Annotated in this window: 15 protein-coding genes; 7 read left to right on the top strand and 8 right to left on the bottom strand. The window is 70.6% G+C overall.

The window, feature by feature from the left end; all coding sequences use genetic code 11:
- The first annotated feature begins 34 nt into the window (after positions 1 to 34).
- A complete protein-coding gene (locus BCL76_RS28375; RefSeq protein ID WP_109782215.1) occupies positions 35 to 1168 on the top strand; it encodes a hypothetical protein in 1134 nt (377 codons plus the stop codon).
- A 25-nt stretch (positions 1169 to 1193) separates the two neighbouring features.
- A complete protein-coding gene (locus BCL76_RS28370; protein ID WP_375137976.1) occupies positions 1194 to 2162 on the top strand; it encodes a COX15/CtaA family protein in 969 nt (322 codons plus the stop codon).
- On the opposite strand, the gene BCL76_RS28365 is transcribed toward BCL76_RS28370, so the two are convergent.
- From BCL76_RS28365 to BCL76_RS28355, 3 genes are all read right to left on the bottom strand, one after another.
- Entirely contained in the window at positions 2159 to 3250 is a 1092-nt protein-coding gene (locus BCL76_RS28365) for an amidohydrolase (RefSeq protein WP_109782213.1), read from the bottom strand. The two genes, BCL76_RS28370 and BCL76_RS28365, sit on opposite strands and share 4 nt — an antisense overlap.
- A gap of 127 nt (positions 3251 to 3377) precedes the next feature.
- Positions 3378 to 3743, bottom strand: a complete 366-nt coding sequence (locus BCL76_RS28360) for a hypothetical protein (RefSeq protein ID WP_181382761.1) — start codon at positions 3741 to 3743, stop codon at positions 3378 to 3380.
- 24 nt (positions 3744 to 3767) lie between these two features.
- Positions 3768 to 4709, bottom strand: coding sequence for a heme o synthase (locus tag BCL76_RS28355; protein WP_109782322.1), 942 nt, complete (start codon positions 4707 to 4709; stop codon positions 3768 to 3770).
- Positions 4710 to 5042: 333 nt separating this feature from the next.
- On the opposite strand from BCL76_RS28355, the gene tkt reads away from it, so the two are divergent.
- The 5 genes from tkt (at position 5043) to pgl (ending at position 11781) form a co-directional block, all read left to right on the top strand.
- Complete coding sequence (tkt, locus tag BCL76_RS28350; RefSeq protein ID WP_109782211.1) at positions 5043 to 7127, top strand: transketolase; 2085 nt, start codon at positions 5043 to 5045, stop codon at positions 7125 to 7127.
- Between the two features lie 34 nt (positions 7128 to 7161).
- Positions 7162 to 8280: a transaldolase gene (tal, locus tag BCL76_RS28345; protein ID WP_030762490.1), complete on the top strand. Its 1119-nt coding sequence runs from the start codon at positions 7162 to 7164 to the stop codon at positions 8278 to 8280.
- A 5-nt stretch (positions 8281 to 8285) separates the two neighbouring features.
- Positions 8286 to 9812, top strand: a complete 1527-nt coding sequence (gene zwf / locus BCL76_RS28340; protein ID WP_030720386.1) for a glucose-6-phosphate dehydrogenase — start codon at positions 8286 to 8288, stop codon at positions 9810 to 9812.
- Positions 9809 to 10840, top strand: coding sequence for a glucose-6-phosphate dehydrogenase assembly protein OpcA (opcA, locus tag BCL76_RS28335; protein ID WP_109782210.1), 1032 nt, complete (start codon positions 9809 to 9811; stop codon positions 10838 to 10840). Before zwf ends, opcA begins: the two co-directional genes overlap by 4 nt.
- Positions 10841 to 10998: 158 nt before the next feature.
- Positions 10999 to 11781 carry a 6-phosphogluconolactonase gene (gene pgl, locus BCL76_RS28330; protein WP_109782209.1) on the top strand — a complete coding sequence of 261 codons (783 nt, stop codon included), beginning with the start codon at positions 10999 to 11001 and terminating at the stop codon, positions 11779 to 11781.
- Positions 11782 to 11845: 64 nt separating this feature from the next.
- Here pgl and pgi read toward each other — a convergent pair whose 3' ends face one another.
- The 5 genes from pgi to BCL76_RS28305 form a co-directional block, all read right to left on the bottom strand.
- Positions 11846 to 13501 (bottom strand): glucose-6-phosphate isomerase, encoded by a 1656-nt coding sequence (pgi, locus tag BCL76_RS28325; RefSeq protein WP_109782321.1) that lies wholly within the window; start codon positions 13499 to 13501, stop codon positions 11846 to 11848.
- Between the two features lie 149 nt (positions 13502 to 13650).
- Positions 13651 to 13938: an RNA polymerase-binding protein RbpA gene (locus BCL76_RS28320; protein WP_019885342.1), complete on the bottom strand. Its 288-nt coding sequence runs from the start codon at positions 13936 to 13938 to the stop codon at positions 13651 to 13653.
- Positions 13939 to 14194: 256 nt separating this feature from the next.
- On the bottom strand, positions 14195 to 14425 hold the full coding sequence (gene secG, locus BCL76_RS28315) for a preprotein translocase subunit SecG (protein ID WP_030009080.1): 231 nt from the start codon (positions 14423 to 14425) through the stop codon (positions 14195 to 14197).
- Between the two features lie 130 nt (positions 14426 to 14555).
- Complete coding sequence (gene tpiA, locus BCL76_RS28310; protein ID WP_109782208.1) at positions 14556 to 15332, bottom strand: triose-phosphate isomerase; 777 nt, start codon at positions 15330 to 15332, stop codon at positions 14556 to 14558.
- A 6-nt stretch (positions 15333 to 15338) separates the two neighbouring features.
- Complete coding sequence (locus BCL76_RS28305) at positions 15339 to 16553, bottom strand: phosphoglycerate kinase (protein WP_109782207.1); 1215 nt, start codon at positions 16551 to 16553, stop codon at positions 15339 to 15341.
- Between the last annotated feature and the right edge of the window lie 128 nt (positions 16554 to 16681).

Here is a 16681-nt window from a genome sequence, read left to right as displayed (position 1 = left end):
ATGGGCCCCTCACACATGAAGCCGGGGGGCGGACATGGTGCAGCGGGACGCCGTTCTACGGCTGGACGATCGATGGGCGCGGGTGCGGGCGGGGGCGGAGCACGCGGAGCCCGCGGAGCGCGCGCGGCTCCTCGACGAGCTGATCGGCGCCCTGCGCCCCTTCACGGACGACCCGCGGTGCACCGCGCTGCTCGGGCTGCGCCTCGCCGACCGGGCCGCCGTGCGGTTCGCCGCGGGGGACCGGGCCGGCGCCCTCGCCACGATCGAGGAGGGGTTACGCAGCTCCGAGCGGGCGGCCGGGCACTCCCCCGAGTTCGCCCGCTGGTACGCCCGGGGGCTGATCAACCACGGGGTCTGGCTGTCCTGGCCGCTCAGCGACGGGGCCCGGCTGCCGAAGCACCCGCTGGGCCCGGCCGTGGGCGAGGGTCCGAGCGCCATGGAGCGGGCGGCCGGTGAGCGCGCCCGCGATCTGACCCGTACCGCCGTGGAGGTGTGGGCGGGACTGGACCAGCGGGATCCGGTGAACCGGCGGGGCCTGGCCCAGGCCAAGGTGTTCCTCGGGGACCGCCTCGCCGAGCTGGGGTTCGCCGAGGAGGCCGTGGCCTGGGCCGTGGCCGCCGAGTCCGACTTCCGGCAGCTGCTGCTCGCGGACCCGGCCGCGGAGGAGTCCGGGGAGGCGGAGGAGGCCCTCGACCACCTCGGCCGCCAGCTGGAACTGCGGCTGCGCTTCCTGACCTTCGGCTCGCTGGTCAGCCTGCGCACGCAGGGGCTGCTGCCCGAACGGCTGCTGCCCCGGGCCGTGGTGGCCGCCCGTATCCAGGGGGTGGCGGAGCCGGGGATCGCGGCCGGGCTGGGTCTCGACGCCGAACAGGTCCGCACGATGCTGGAGGTCACCCCCTGGCTCGCGGTGTGGCGCTTCGAGGTGCGCGGACCTGACGGACTGTGGAACGCATTGGAACATCCCTGGCACAGCACCACAGAAGTAAGGAATCGGACGGCCAAGGATGTGGCGGACGACCTGTTGCGAGGGTTCACCGGCTCGCCGGAGTACCCGGGCGACGGCGCCCATTGGCGCGTCCTGCTGTGGTGGCACGAGGAAGGGGACCCCGCGGGAGCGCGATTCCGGCTGGTCGTGGGGCCGGACGCGCCCCTGACCACCCCCTCGTGAAACTTTGCACAAGTGGTCGCCTACGATATGGGGCGTGTTGAACCCCCTCGCCCACATCGCCAGCCGTTGGACCCCGTCACCCCGGACCGTCCAGCGGGCCGCACTCGCCGCGCTCGTCATGAGCGTGGTCATCGTCGTCACCGGCGGCGCGGTACGGCTGACCGGATCCGGCCTCGGCTGCGACACCTGGCCCAAGTGCACCGACGACAGCCTGATCGTGACGCAGGAGCAGGGCTTCCACGGCGCCATCGAATTCGGCAACCGCATGCTGACCTACGTGCTCAGCGCGGCCGTCGGCTGGGGAATCATCGCCTCCCGCTCGGCCAAGCCCTGGCGGCACTCCCTGACGAAGCTCGGCTGGGTCCAGTTCGCGATCGTGATGGCCAACGCCGTGCTCGGCGGGATCACCGTCCTCACGGGGCTCAACCCGTACAGCGTGGCCGGGCACTTCCTCCTCGCCACCGCCCTGATCACCGTGACGACGGTCACCTGGCAGCGCACCCGCGAGGGTGACGGCGCCCCCAAGCCGCGCGTGCCCGGCCCGGTGCGCAAGCTGTCGTGGGCGCTGCTGGCGACCACTCTCGTCCTGATCGCGGCGGGCACCGTCGTGACCGGTTCCGGTCCGCACGCCGGTGACAGCAGCGAGATCAAGCGGATGCCCTTCGACTGGGACACCACCGCTCACGTGCACGCCGTCGCCGCCTGGGTGGTGTGCGCGCTCGGTATCGCGATGTGGCTGGTCCTGCGCGTCGTGGACGCTCCCGCCGACACCCGGGCCCGCGCCCGTGACCTGCTGATCGTGCTGCTCGCGCAGGGCGCGATCGGCTACGTGCAGTACGCCACCCAGGTCCCCGAGGCCCTGGTGGCCGCCCATATGTTCGGCTCCTGCCTGGTGTGGATCGCCGTGGTCCGGATCGCCCTGAGCCTGCGCGAGCGGCCGTCCGGGCAGGCGGAGATCCCCGCCCAGAGCGACCCGCAGCTCTCCGCCGCCTAGCCGGCGTCCAGGCGGTAGACGCGGCGGGCGTTGCCCGCCGCGACCAGGGCGGCCACCCGTTCCGCGTCCCGCCAGGACCAGGACCCCTCCGCGGCCCAGCCGCCCAGCACCCGGCCCAGCGCCTCGCGGAACACCAGGGCGCCCACCGCGTGCAGTTCGGGCAGCTGCCGACCCCCGCTGGAGAACAGCACCTTTCCGAACGGCGCGATCTCCAGCAGCTCCGCCAGGACCGCCGCGGCCCGCGCCCCCGTCTGCCCGAGGGCCGGGCCCGTATCGGCGTAGACGTGCGGGAAGGCCGCCGCGAGCTGCGCGGTGCGGCGGTGGTGCGGATGTCCGCCGAGCAGGACCAGCCGGGTCCCCGGGCCCGCGGTGGCCCGTACGAACCCGGTCAGCGCCGCCGGGTCGGCCTCGTCCGTGTGCAGCTGGAGCGGCAGCCCCGACGCCACCGCGCTCCACAGCAGGTGGGCCAGGAGGACCGGGTCGCCCACGGCTTCGCCCCTCGCCCGCCCGGCCAGCCACCGCCCCGCCGCCCCGCGCACCGCGCCGGGACCGGGCGGCTCGGGTGCGACGGCGGGGCCGTCCGCGCGGGTGAAGGCCGTGGCACAGCTGAAGGCCACGGCCCCGGTGGCGGCGTGGTGGACGGCCTCGGCGAGATTGGCGAGGAAGGCGCCCACCGTCCCGGAGGTGTCGGCGACCTGTTCGGCGAGTAACTCCAGCCGGACCGACTCGAAGGCCTCGGCGTCCCCGGCGAGCGCCAGTTCCTTGGGCCCGGTGAGGTCCCCGGGCACCCCGGTGTCGACCAGATAGGCCGCGACGCCCGACCCCCTCAGCAGCCGCCGGGTGGTCTCGGCCACGCCCAGCTCGCGCCGGCGCGCCAGATAGCGGGCGGGGGCGGCGTGCGGTTCCAGTCCCAGCAGGGGTGGGCACCAGCGGCGTACCGCGAAGCCGATCTGCGTGTCGAAGAAGGTGGTGCCCGCGGCGGGCGGGCCGGCCGAGCGCATCAGCTGGGCCTCGAAGGTGCCCAGGCCCAGCTCCGTACGGAGTACTCCGTGGCAGTACTGGTCCACCAGGGGCGGCGTTTCGATCATCCGGGCATCCCGTTGCGGACGTGAGGAAGGGGCTTCCACACGTCCTAACGGGTGAGCGGGGTGTGAGGTGTTGCTCGGGCTGTTGACCGAGCCGGCACTCCCGCGTCCCCCGGCCCTTTTCCCGGGGTCAGGCCGCCGGGTTCTCGGGTCCGCCGATCTGGATGCCGGCCATCCGCGTCCACTCGTACGGGCCGGTGCGCACGCGCGCGGCGAACTCCCCGTCGAACTCGTCGTGCAGGGTCAGCCCGGCCTTCTCCGCGGCCAGCTGCGCCACGGTGAAGGTGGGTGCCACCAGGTCGCCCCAGCCGCCGTCCGTGCCCACGAGCACGATCCGGGTGCCGGCCTGGCCGATGTGGGCGAGCTGGCCCTCGGCGCCGCCGTGCTGCTTGGCGAACGCGCCGATCTGCTTGGCCAGCTTGGCGGCCCTACGGTCCTGCTTCTTCTCCGCGGCGCCTGCGGTCTCCGCGGCGGCGGTGTCTGCGGTGTCTCCCATGGAAGCCATGCTACCGGCGAGTAATCACCGGAGGAAGGGATCCACGGCCACCGCCACGAACAGCAGCGACACGTAGGTGATCGACCAGTGGAACAGGCGCATCTCCTTGAGCTTGGCGCCCGTGACACCCGCCTTGGCGCGTGCGTGCAGCGCGTGCGCCTCCCACAGCCACCAGCCACCCGCCGCCAGCGCGACCGCGGTGTAGAACCAGCCCGTGTATTCCAGCGGGGTCAGCAGCAGCGAGACCGCCACCATCACCCAGCTGTAGAGGACGATCTGGCGCGACACGGCCTTGTTGCCCGCGACGACCGGGAGCATCGGCACACCGGCGCGGGCGTAGTCGTCCTTCACCTTCATCGACAGCGGCCAGTAGTGCGGCGGCGTCCAGAAGAAGATGACGAGGAAGAGGATGACCGCGGCCCAGGAGACCGAGTTCGTGACGGCCGACCAGCCGATCAGCACCGGCATGCAGCCGGCGATGCCGCCCCAGACGATGTTCTGCGCGGTGCGCCGCTTCAGCAGCATCGTGTAGACCACGACGTAGAAGAGGAGCGCCCCGAGTGACAGCGCCGCCGACAGCCAGTTGACGAGCAGGCCGAAGAAGAGGGTGGAGACGACCGCGAGCGTGAGGCCGAAGGCCAGGCACTCCCGCGGGCTGACCATGCCGGTCACCAACGGGCGCTGCGAGGTCCGGTCCATCAACGCGTCGATGTCGCGGTCGATGTACATGTTCAGCGCGTTGGCGCCGCCGGCCGACAAGTAGCCGCCGAAGCAGGTCACGAGGACCAGCCACATCGACGGCACACCCTGCTCGGCCAGGAACATCACCGGCACTGTGGTGATCAGCAGAAGTTCGATGATCCGCGGCTTGGTCAATGCCACGAAAGCCATGACGCGGGTCCCGAGCGGCCGCTGACCGGGGCTCGTCCCGAGCACCCCCGCTGGACGGGATTCGACGGCCGTCACGCACACCCCTGAGAGAGAATCCAGCAAGCTCCGACTCGGGCCGTTCACAACATGAAGGCCCGGTTAAGGCTTGCGCGTACCACGCCACTGTAGACGTTGCGCTTACGTCGCCCCGCGCCGGGGTCGCTTCGTGTTGGGCCGATCGGACCGTGCATATATACGGGGCACAGGCCGCGCCGGACACCCGTGGGCGAGTGAACAAGGGTCGGCGGCGCGGTGACGGACTGCCTGCACTCGAATAGCTGCACGCCGTTGCGGGGGTAGGCTCGGAATCGCGCCGGTGCACCGTTCGTCACCGGGATTCATACATGTGGAGAGGAGCCCTGACCCACGGTGAGCACCAAGCCGACCACCACAGAGCTCGAGTGGACCGAACTGGACCAGCGGGCCGTCGACACCGCCCGCATCCTGGCCGCCGACGCGGTCCAGAAGGTCGGAAACGGCCACCCCGGTACGGCGATGAGCCTGGCCCCCGCCGCGTACACCCTCTTCCAGAAGGTGATGCGGCATGACCCGGCGGACCCCGAGTGGGTGGGCCGCGACCGCTTCGTGCTCTCCGCGGGGCACTCGTCCCTGACGCTCTACACCCAGCTCTACCTCGGTGGGTTCGGGCTGGAGCTGGCGGACCTCGAGGCGTTCCGCACCTGGGGATCCAAGACCCCCGGCCACCCGGAGTACGGCCACACCAAGGGCGTCGAGACCACCACCGGCCCGCTCGGCCAGGGCATCGCCAACGCGGTGGGCATGGCCATGGCCTCGCGCTACGAGCGCGGCCTGTTCGACCCGGAGGCCGCCCCCGGCACCTCCCCGTTCGATCACATGATCTACGCGATCGCGGGCGACGGCTGCCTCCAGGAGGGCATCTCCCACGAGGCGTCCGCGCTGGCCGGCCACCAGAAGCTCGGCAACCTCGTCCTGCTGTGGGACGACAACCACATCTCCATCGAGGGTGACACGGAGACGGCCGTCTCCGAGGACACCCTGAAGCGCTACGAGGCGTACGGCTGGCACGTCCAGCGCGTCGCGCAGCAGGAGAACGGCGACCTCGACCCGAAGGCGCTCTTCGCCGCCCTCCAGGCCGCCAAGGCCGAGACCGGCCGCCCGTCCTTCATCGCGGCCCGCTCGATCATCGCCTGGCCCGCGCCGCACGCCCAGAACACCGAGGCCGCCCACGGCTCGGCGCTCGGCGACGACGAGGTCGCGGCCACCAAGCGCGTGCTCGGCTTCGACCCGGAGAAGACCTTCGAGGTCTCCGACGAGGTCATCGCCCACACCCGCAAGGCCCTCGACCGCGGCCGCGAGGCCAAGGCCGAGTGGGAGAAGGAGTTCTCCGCCTGGCGCACCGCCAACGCGGAGCGCGCCGCCGAGTTCGACCGCATCAACGCCAACGAGCTGCCCGCGGGCTGGGAGGACAAGCTCCCCGTCTTCGAGGCCGGCAAGGGTGTCGCCACCCGCGCCGCCTCCGGCAAGGTCCTGGGCGCGCTCGGCGCGGTCATCCCGGAGCTGTGGGGCGGCTCGGCCGACCTGGCCGGCTCGAACAACACCACCATCGACAAGGACTCCTCGTTCCTGCCGGTGGGCAACCCGCTGCCGGAGGCCGACCCGTACGGCCGCACCATCCACTTCGGCATCCGCGAGCACGCCATGGCCGCGTCCATGAACGGCATCGCCCTGCACGGCCACACCCGCATCTACGGCGGCACCTTCCTGGTGTTCTCCGACTACATGCGCAACGCCGTCCGCCTCTCCGCGCTGATGCACCTGCCGGTGACGTACGTGTGGACGCACGACTCCATCGGTCTGGGCGAGGACGGCCCGACCCACCAGCCGGTCGAGCACCTCGCCTCGCTGCGCGCCATCCCGGGCCTGAACGTCGTCCGCCCGGCCGACGCCAACGAGACCGCCATCGCCTGGCGCGAGATCCTGCGCCGCCACACCAAGGTCTTCGGCAAGGGTGCCCCGCACGGCCTCGCGCTGACCCGCCAGGGTGTGCCGACCTACGAGCGCAACGAGGCGGCCGCCAAGGGCGGCTACGTCCTGTTCGAGGCCGAGGGCGGCCCGGCGCAGGTCCTCCTCATCGGTACCGGCTCCGAGGTGCACCTCGCCGTCGAGGCCCGTGAGCAGCTCCAGGCCCAGGGCGTTCCCACCCGGGTCGTCTCGATGCCGTCCGTCGAGTGGTTCGAGGAGCAGGACCAGGAGTACAAGGACAGCGTCCTGCCGCCGTCGGTGAAGGCCCGTGTCGCGGTCGAGGCGGGCATCGGTCTGACCTGGCACCGCTACGTCGGCGACGCCGGCCGGATCGTCTCGCTGGAGCACTTCGGTGCCTCGGCCGACGCGAAGGTGCTCTTCCGCGAGTTCGGTTTCACCCCCGAGAACGTGGTGGCCGCCGCCAACGAATCCCTCGCCGCCGCGCGCTGACGCCGGTCCGGAACCAAGTAGGAGATGTAATCCCATGACAGACGCACTCAAGCGCCTCTCCGACGAAGGCGTCGCGATCTGGCTGGACGACCTGTCCCGCAAGCGCATCACGTCCGGCAACCTGGCCGAGCTCATCGACCAGTCGCACGTGGTCGGTGTCACCACCAACCCGGCGATCTTCCAGAAGGCCATCAGCGGCGGCGAGGGCTACGAGCAGCAGCTCACCGACCTCGCGACCCGCAAGGTCACCGTGGAAGAGGCCCTGCGCATGATCACGACGGCGGACGTCAGGGACGCCGCCGACATCCTGCGCCCGGTCTACGACCGCACCGACGGCCAGGACGGCCGCGTGTCGATCGAGGTCGACCCGCGCCTGGCGCACAACACCCCGGCGACCATCGCCGAGGCCAAGCAGCTCGCCTGGCTGGTGGACCGCCCGAACACGCTCATCAAGATCCCGGCGACCAAGGCCGGCCTGCCGGCGATCACCGAGGTCATCGGCAAGGGGATCAGCGTCAACGTCACGCTGATCTTCTCGCTGGAGCGCTACCGCGAGGTCATGGACGCGTACCTGTCGGGTCTGGAGAAGGCCAAGGCCGCCGGCCTGGACCTCTCGCTGATCCACTCGGTCGCCTCCTTCTTCGTGTCCCGTGTGGACTCGGAGATCGACAAGCGCCTCGACGCGGTCGGCACCGACGAGGCGAAGGCCCTCAAGGGCAAGGCGGCGCTCGCCAACGCCCGTCTGGCCTACGAGGCCTACGAGGAGGTCTTCTCCTCGGAGCGCTGGAACGCCCTGGAGCGGGTCGGCGCCAACAAGCAGCGTGCGCTGTGGGCCTCGACCGGCGTCAAGGACCCGGCGTACAAGGACACCCTGTACGTGGACGACCTGGTCGCCCCGAACACGGTGAACACCATGCCGGAGGCCACCCTGGAGGCCACCGCCGACCACGGGCAGATCACGGGCGACACCGTGCGCGGCACCTACGAGCAGGCGCGCGCCGAGCTCGACGCGGTCGCGAAGCTGGGCATCTCGTACGACGATGTGGTGCAGCTGCTCGAGGACGAGGGCGTCGAGAAGTTCGAGGCGTCCTGGAACGACCTGCTGAAGTCGACCGAGGCGGAGCTTGAGCGCCTCGCCCCCACGGAGGCCTGAACACCTTGTCTGTAAACGGAGCGAACCCGCTTCGTGACGCACAGGACCGGCGGCTCCCGCGTATCGCGGGGCCGTCCGGCCTGGTCATTTTCGGCGTTACGGGTGACCTGTCGCGCAAGAAGCTGATGCCTGCCGTCTACGACCTTGCCAACAGAGGCCTGCTCCCGCCGGGCTTCTCGCTGATCGGGTTCGCCCGTCGCGAGTGGCAGGACGAGGACTTCGCGCAGGTGGTCCACGACGCCGTCAAGGAGCACTCCCGGACGCCCTTCCGCGAGGAAGTGTGGCAGCAGCTCGTGCAGGGCTGCCGTTTCGTCTCGGGCGACTTCGACGACGACGCCGCCTTCGAGACGCTGAAGGCGACCATAGAGGAGCTGGACAAGGCACAGGGCACGGGCGGCAACTTCGCCTTCTACCTGTCCGTCCCGCCGAAGTTCTTCCCCAAGGTGGTCCAGCAGCTCAAGGACCACGGGCTGGCGCAGAAGGAGGGCTCCTGGCGGCGTGCCGTCATCGAGAAGCCCTTCGGGCACGACCTGAAGAGCGCCGAGGAACTCAACAAGGTCGTCCACGAGGTCTTCCCGCGTGACGAGGTCTTCCGGATCGACCACTACCTCGGCAAGGAGACCGTCCAGAACATCCTGGCGCTCCGCTTCGCCAACACGATGTTCGAGCCGATCTGGAACCGGTCGTACGTCGACCACGTGCAGATCACCATGGCCGAGGACATCGGCATCGGCGGCCGGGCCGGGTACTACGACGGCATCGGCGCCGCCCGTGACGTCATCCAGAACCACCTGCTGCAGCTGCTCGCGCTGACCGCGATGGAGGAGCCCGGCTCCTTCCACCCCAAGGCGCTGGTGGCGGAGAAGCTCAAGGTGCTGACCGCCGTGGAGCTGCCGGAGGACCTGGGCAAGCACACCGTGCGCGGCCAGTACTCGGCGGCCTGGCAGGGCGGCGAGAAGGTCGTCGGGTACCTCGAAGAGGACGGCATCGACCCCAAGTCGAAGACCGACACCTACGCGGCCATCCGCCTGGAGATCAACAACCGCCGCTGGGCGGGCGTCCCGTTCTACCTGCGGACGGGCAAGCGCCTGGGCCGCCGGGTGACCGAGATCGCGGTCGTCTTCAAGCGGGCCCCGTACCTGCCCTTCGAGTCGGGCGCGACCGAGGAGCTGGGGCAGAACGCCCTGGTCATCCGGGTCCAGCCGGACGAGGGCGTGACGGTCCGCTTCGGCTCCAAGGTCCCGGGCACCTCGATGGAGGTCCGGGACGTCACGATGGACTTCGCCTACGGCGAGTCCTTCACGGAGTCGAGCCCCGAGGCGTACGAGCGACTCATCCTCGACGTGCTCCTCGGCGACGCGAACCTCTTCCCGCGCCACCAGGAGGTCGAGCTGTCCTGGAACATCCTCGACCCGATCGAGGAGTACTGGGACAAGCACGGCAAGCCCGCGCAGTACCCGTCGGGCACCTGGGGGCCGGTCGAGGCGGACGAGATGCTCGCACGAGACGGACGGAGCTGGCGCCGGCCATGAAGATCGACCTCACGGAGACCAACTCCAGCAAGATCAATGCAGCGATGGTGCAGGCACGCCGGGACATCGGCACGCCGGCCATCGGCATGGTCCTCACGCTGGTGATCGTGACCGACGAGGAGAACGCGTACGACGCGCTCAAGTCGGCGAACGACGCGTCCCACGAACACCCCTCGCGGATCGTCGTCGTCATCAAGCGGGCCAGCCGCTCGCCACGCAGCCGCCGCGACGCCCGGCTCGACGCGGAAGTCCGCGTCGGGGCGGACTCCGGCAGCGGTGAGACGGTTGTGCTCCGCCTTCACGGCGAACTGGTCGACCACGCCCAGTCGGTGGTTCTCCCGCTGCTCCTGCCGGACGCCCCTGTGGTCGTCTGGTGGCCGGACGGGGCACCGGCGGACCTGGCGGGCGATCCGCTGGGTGCGCTGGGGCAGCGCCGGATCACGGACACGTACTCCTGCGAGGACCCGATCAGGGCGCTCGGCGGCCGGGCCGGGGCGTACGCCCCCGGGGACACGGACCTGTCGTGGACCCGGATCACCCCGTGGCGCTCCATGCTGGCCGCGGCTCTGGACCAGCAGGCCCTGTCGGTCGTCTCGGCGACCGTCGAGGGCGAGGACGAGAACCCGAGCTGCGAACTGCTGGCCATGTGGCTGGCGGACCGGCTCCAGGTCCCCGTCAAGCGCACGCTGTCGTCGGGCCCGGGCCTGACGGCCGTACGCCTGTCCACCAAGGACGGCGACATCGTCCTGGACCGGGCGGACGGCGCGCTGGCCACGCTGTGCATGCCGGGGCAGCCCGACCGTGCGGTGGCGCTCAAGCGCCGCGACACGGCCGAGCTCCTGGCGGAGGAGCTGCGCCGGCTGGACCCGGACAACACGTACGAGGCCTCGCTGAAGTTCGGCGTGGCGCGGCTGGAGGCGTCGGCGGCCCCGGCGGAGGCGGACCCCGCCGAAGCTCCCGCGGAGGCGGCCCCGGCCAAGCCGGCCAAGCCTGCCGCCAAGCCGACGAAGAAGGCCCCGGCCAAGTAGGGCCCTTGCGGGTCGGCTGCTGGGGCTCCGCCCCGGACCCCGCGCCTCAAACGCCGGCGAGGCTGATTTTCAGCCCGTCCGGCGTTTGAGGACCGGGGCCGCGCAGCGGCTCCCGCACCCGCACCCCGATCTACCGACAAGGCGGCAGCAACATGGGTATGACGACTCCCCAGGTCGTCGTCCACCGGGACAAGGAACTGATGGCCCAGGCCACCGCGGCCCGGCTCATCACGAAGATCGTGGACGCGCAGACGGCCCGCGGCACCGCGTCCGTGGTCCTCACCGGCGGACGCAACGGCAACGGCCTGCTCGCGGCCCTGGCCACCGCACCGGCTCGGGACGCGATCGACTGGTCCCGGCTGGACCTGTGGTGGGGCGACGAGCGGTACGTCCCCGCCGACGACCCCGAGCGCAACCACACCCAGGCCCGTGAGGCCCTCCTGGACGCGGTCCCGGTGGATCCCGCGCGCGTGCACGTGATGCCCGCCTCGGACGGCCCGTACGGGGCCGACGTGGACGCCGCGGCGGCCTCCTACGCGGCCGAGCTGGCGAAGGCGGCCGGTCCGGAGGACCACGGTCCGGTCCCCACCTTCGACGTGCTGATGTTGGGCGTGGGCCCGGACACCCACGTGGCCTCGCTGTTCCCGGAGCACCCGGCGGCCCGCGAGACCGAGCGGACGGTGGTCGGTGTGCACGGCGCGCCGAAGCCCCCGCCCACCCGGATCTCGCTCACGCTCCCGGCGATCCGGGCGGCCCGTGAGGTCTGGCTGCTGGCCGCGGGTGAGGACAAGGCCGGGGCGGTCTCCCTGGCCCTCGGCGGCGCGGGCGAGGTCCAGGCCCCGGCGGCGGCTGCGTACGGCCGCTCCCGCACCCTGTGGCTCCTGGACCGCGCGGCGGCGGCCAAGCTGCCGACCGGGATGTACCCCCCGGCCTCCTCCTGACGGCCACCGACGTGAATGGGCCCGCCTCCCGATATCGGGAGGCGGGCCCTTTCACACATCCGGATCAGCCGCGGCCGCGCAGCTTCCGGTACGTGGCCACCAGGGCCTTCGTCGAGGCGTCCAGCCCCGGCACGTCCGCGCCCTCGGTCAACGCGGGCTCGACGCGCTTGGCGAGCACCTTGCCCAGCTCGACGCCCCACTGGTCGAATGAGTCGATGTTCCACACGGCGCCCTGGACGAACACCTTGTGCTCGTAGAGCGCGATGAGCTGACCCAGCACCGACGGGGAGAGCTCCCCGGCCAGGATGGTGGTCGTCGGGTGGTTCCCGTGGAAGGTCTTGTGCGGGACCAGGGACTCCGGGGCGCCCTCGGCGCGTACCTCGTCCGCCGTCTTGCCGAAGGCCAGCGCCTGGGTCTGCGCGAAGAAGTTCGCCATCAGCAGGTCGTGCTGGGCCGCCGGGGCCGCCTCCAGCTCCGCCACCGGCCGGGCGAAGCCGATGAAGTCCGCCGGGATCACCTTGGTCCCCTGGTGGATCAGCTGGTAGTAGGCGTGCTGTCCGTTGGTGCCGGGCGTGCCCCAGACCACCGGACCGGTCTGCCACTCCACCGGATTGCCCTCGCGGTCCACGGACTTGCCGTTGGACTCCATGTCGAGCTGCTGCAAGTACGCCGTGAACCGGGAGAGGTAGTGGCTGTACGGGAGCACCGCGTGCGTCTGGGCGTCGAAGAAGGCGCCGTACCAGATCCCCAACAGGCCCATCAGCAGCGGGGCGTTCTCGTGCGCGGGCGCCGTACGGAAGTGCTCGTCCATGGCGTGGAAGCCGCCGAGCATCTCGCGGAAGGCGTCCGGGCCGATCGCGATCATCAGCGAGAGGCCGATGGCGGAGTCGAAGGAGTAGCGTCCGCCGACCCAGTCCCAGAATCCGAACATGTTGGCCGGATCGATGCCGAAGTCGGTGACCTTCTCCTCGTTGGTCGACAGCGCCACGAAGTGCCGGGCCACGGCGGCCTGGTCGCCGCCCAGTCCGGCGAGCAGCCAACCGCGCGCCGAGGTGGCGTTGGTGATGGTCTCGACGGTGGTGAAGGTCTTGGAGGCGATGATGAACAGCGTCTCGGCCGGGTCCAGGCCCCGCACGGCCTCGTGCAGGTCGGAGCCGTCGACGTTGGAGACGAAGCGCACCGTCAGATCGCGGTCGGTGAAGGCGCGCAGGGCCTCGTAGGCCATGGCCGGGCCGAGGTCGGAGCCGCCGATGCCGATGTTGACGACGTTGCGGATGCGCTTGCCGGTGAAGCCGGTCCACGCTCCCGACCGGATCTGGTCGGAGAAGGCCGCCATCTTGTCGAGGACCGCGTGCACCTCGGGGACGACGTTCTCGCCGTCCACCTCGACGACCGCGTCGGCCGGTGCGCGCAGGGCGGTGTGCAGCACGGCCCGGTCCTCGGTCGTGTTGATCTTCTCGCCGCGGAACATCGCCTCGCGCAGCTCGGCCACGCCCGTGGCGTCGGCCAGTTCGTGGAGCAGCGCGAGCGTCTCGTCGGTGACGAGGTGCTTCGAGTAGTCGATGTGCAGGTCCCCGACCTGCAGGGTGTAGCCGGCGCCGCGGCCGGGATTCTCCTGGAACAGCTCCCGCAGATGCGTCTGCCCGAATTCCTCCCGGTGCTTGCCGAGTGCCAGCCACTCCGGCGTCCGGTTGAGCTTCGTACGGCTGCCTGCGTTCATCTCGGACATCAACCCACTTCTTCCGTCCTGTCGTGCCCCGCCGGCTCCAACCTAAGGGATCAGAAGCGGCAGAACGCACACAAAGAGGCCCGGTCCCACAGGAGAAGTTCCTGTGGGACCGGGCCTCACGTCGGACTCTTCGAGCCGGCTCAGATCTCGCCGCGGAGCTTGGCGAGCGCCTCGGCGAGGATCGCCTCGCCGTCGGCGTCCGAGCGCCGTTCCCGTACGTACGCCAGGTGCGTCTTGTACGGCTCGGTACGCGGCGGCGCGGGCGGGTTGTCCCGGTCCTGACCGGCCGGGAACCCGCAGCGCGGGCAGTCCCAGGTGTCCGGCACCTGCGCGTCGCTGGCGAAGCTCGGCTGCGTCTCGTGCCCGTTCGAGCACCAGAAGGAGATGCGCAGACGGGGCGCGGACTCGCCGCGCTCCGCCTCACCCATCGGCCCCGCTCCGACCCGGCTACCACGGATCGCGTTGCCACTTGCCACGGTCGTAACTCCCCTGCGTGATGGTGCCGCCAAGCGTGAGGGTATTCCTGCTGTAATGCCCCGGTACGAAAAGCCCAACTCACGTTCAGTGTGCGGAGGGATCATCCCCTCGGGTGGGGGGAGCAGAATAACTCGTTCCGCAACCAGGGCGCAGGACCTCATGATAGGCCGGGCGGTGCCGACCGGACTGCCGGAATGGCCAGAACGGTCAGCTGCTCGACTTCGTCAGCAGGCCGAGCGCGACGATGCACGCGAACCACAGCAGACCGACGACCACGGTGATGCGGTCGAGGTTGCGCTCCGCGACGGAGGAACCGCCGACCGACGACTGCATACCGCCGCCGAACATGTCGGAGAGGCCGCCGCCCTTGCCCTTGTGCATCAGCACGAGCAGCATCAGCAGGGCGCTGAACACGATCAGGGCGATCGAGAACCCCATAATCACGGCTGATTCCTACTTTCTGGCTTTTTCGGGCTTTCCGGCTTTGCGAGATGTGCACGGGGGCCAGGGGCTGATGCTTCAGCCTCTGGCCCCCGCAAGGGTACGACGGATCCGCCCTACCGCATACTCACTGGTCGCGGAAGCGGACGATCTTGACGAACTCCTCCGCGTCCAGCGCGGCGCCGCCGATCAGGGCGCCGTCGACGTCGGGCTGAGCCATGATCGCCGCGATGTTCCCGGACTTCACGGAGCCGCCGTACTGGATGCGGACCTTGTCGGCCAGCTCCTGCGAGTACAGCTCGGCGAGCCGGCCGCGGATCGCCCCGCAGACCTCCTGGGCGTCGTCGGGGGTGGCGACCTCGCCGGTCCCGATGGCCCAGACGGGCTCGTAGGCGATCACGATGGACTCGACCTGCTCGGCCGGGACGCCTTCGAGGCCGCCGTCGAGCTGGCGCAGGGTGTGGGCGACCTGCTCGCCGGCCTTACGGACGTCCAGGCCCTCGCCGACGCACAGGATCGGGGTGATCCCGTGCCGGTAGGCGGCCTTGACCTTGGCGTTGCAGATCTCGTCGGTCTCGCCGTGGTACTGGCGGCGCTCGCTGTGGCCGACGGCCACGAACGTGCACTTCAGCTTCGACAGCATCGGGCCGGAGATCTCACCGGTGTAGGCACCGGAGTCGTGCGCCGAGATGTCCTGGGCGCCGTACTTGATCTTCAGCTTGTCGCCGTCGACCAGGGTCTGGACCGAGCGCAGGTCGACGAAGGGCGGCAGGACCGCGACCTCGACGGCGTCGTAGTCCTTGTCGGCGAGGGCGAAGGCGAGCTTCTGGACGTGGGCGATGGCCTCGAGGTGGTTGAGGTTCATCTTCCAGTTGCCCGCCATGAGCGGGGTGCGCGTGGTCATACGGGTTCAGCCCTCCAGGGCGGCGAGGCCGGGGAGCGTCTTGCCCTCGAGGTATTCGAGGGAGGCGCCGCCACCGGTCGAGATGTGGCCGAATGCATTCTCGTCGAAGCCCAGGATGCGGACCGCGGCGGCACTGTCGCCACCGCCGACGACGGTGAAGGCGCTGCTGTCGAGCAGGGCCTGGGCGACGGCCGTGGTGCCCCCGGCGTAGTCGGGGTGCTCGAAGACGCCCACCGGGCCGTTCCAGAAGACGGTCTTGGCGTCGGCGATCTTCGACGCGTACAGCTCGCGCGTCTTCGGGCCGATGTCCAGGCCCTCCTGGTCGGCGGGGATCTTGTCCGCGTCGACGACCTCGAAGGTGGCCGGGGTCTTGCCCTTGAGGTCGGGGAACTCCGAGGAGACCAGGACGTCGACCGGGAGGACCAGCTCGACCCCGGTGTCCTCGGCGCGCTTCATGTACTCCTTGACGACGTCCACCTGATCCTTCTGGAGCAGGGAGATGCCGACCTCGTAGCCCTTGGCGTAGAGGAAGGTGTAGGCCATGCCGCCGCCGATGAGGATGCGGTCGGCCTTGCCGAGCAGCTCGTCGATCACGGCGAGCTTGTCGGAGACCTTGGCACCGCCCAGGACCACCACGTACGGGCGCTCGACCTCGGCGGTCAGCTTCTTCAGGACGCCGACCTCGGTGGCGATGAGGTAGCCGGCCGCGTGCGGGAGGCGGGCCGGCAGGTCGAAGACCGAGGCGTGCCTCCGGTGCACGGCGCCGAAGCCGTCGCCCACGTAGATGTCGGCGAGCTCGGCGAGCTGGTCCGCGAAGGCGCCGCGCTCGGCGTCGTCCTTGGACGTCTCACCGGCATTGAAGCGCAGGTTCTCGATGACGGCGACCTGGCCGTCGGTGAGCGCCGCGACGGTCTCCTTGGCGGAGGCGCCGACGGTGTCGGTGGCGAACGCCACGTCCGTGCCGAGCAGTTCGCCGAGGCGCGTGGCGGCCGGAGCGAGCGAGAACGCCGGCTCCACGCCGGTGCCCTTGGGGCGGCCCAGGTGCGAGGCCACGATGACGCGGGCGCCGGCTTCGGCGAGCTTCGCGATCGTGGGCTGGACGGCGCGGATGCGGCCGTCGTCGGTGATGGTGCCCTCGGCCAGCGGGACGTTCAGGTCCGCGCGGACGAAGACCCGCTTGCCCTTGACGCCTTCGGCGAGCAGTTCATCGATCGTCTTCATGTATTTCTACTCCTTTGAGCCTTCACTCGAAGGGCGAGGAAGGATAACGAGGCAAGCAACAGGGCCCGTGCGGCGCTTCGTCGCGCTGCTCGGACCCTGTGCTTCACATCGTGGTGCCTTGCCCTACG

It is taken from the genome of Streptomyces sp. CG 926 (assembly GCF_003148825.1).
Lineage (GTDB): Bacteria > Actinomycetota > Actinomycetes > Streptomycetales > Streptomycetaceae > Streptomyces.
Note: the sequence above shows the minus strand (reverse complement) of the source record. Positions and strands in the feature narration are given on the sequence as shown.

What these genes read in the sequence shown, in the direction of transcription:
- BCL76_RS28375 (WP_109782215.1), top strand. Translation starts at nt 35, where the DNA reads ATGGTGCAGCGGGACGCCGTTCTACGGCTGGACGATCGATGGGCGCGG.
- BCL76_RS28365 (WP_109782213.1), bottom strand. Translation starts at nt 3,250, where the DNA reads ATGATCGAAACGCCGCCCCTGGTGGACCAGTACTGCCACGGAGTACTC.
- BCL76_RS28360 (WP_181382761.1), bottom strand. Translation starts at nt 3,743, where the DNA reads ATGGGAGACACCGCAGACACCGCCGCCGCGGAGACCGCAGGCGCCGCG.
- tal (WP_030762490.1), top strand. Translation starts at nt 7,162, where the DNA reads ATGACAGACGCACTCAAGCGCCTCTCCGACGAAGGCGTCGCGATCTGG.
- opcA (WP_109782210.1), top strand. Translation starts at nt 9,809, where the DNA reads ATGAAGATCGACCTCACGGAGACCAACTCCAGCAAGATCAATGCAGCG.
- pgl (WP_109782209.1), top strand. Translation starts at nt 10,999, where the DNA reads ATGACGACTCCCCAGGTCGTCGTCCACCGGGACAAGGAACTGATGGCC.
- pgi (WP_109782321.1), bottom strand. Translation starts at nt 13,501, where the DNA reads ATGAACGCAGGCAGCCGTACGAAGCTCAACCGGACGCCGGAGTGGCTG.
- BCL76_RS28320 (WP_019885342.1), bottom strand. Translation starts at nt 13,938, where the DNA reads ATGGGTGAGGCGGAGCGCGGCGAGTCCGCGCCCCGTCTGCGCATCTCC.
- secG (WP_030009080.1), bottom strand. Translation starts at nt 14,425, where the DNA reads ATGGGGTTCTCGATCGCCCTGATCGTGTTCAGCGCCCTGCTGATGCTG.
- tpiA (WP_109782208.1), bottom strand. Translation starts at nt 15,332, where the DNA reads ATGACCACGCGCACCCCGCTCATGGCGGGCAACTGGAAGATGAACCTC.
- BCL76_RS28305 (WP_109782207.1), bottom strand. Translation starts at nt 16,553, where the DNA reads ATGAAGACGATCGATGAACTGCTCGCCGAAGGCGTCAAGGGCAAGCGG.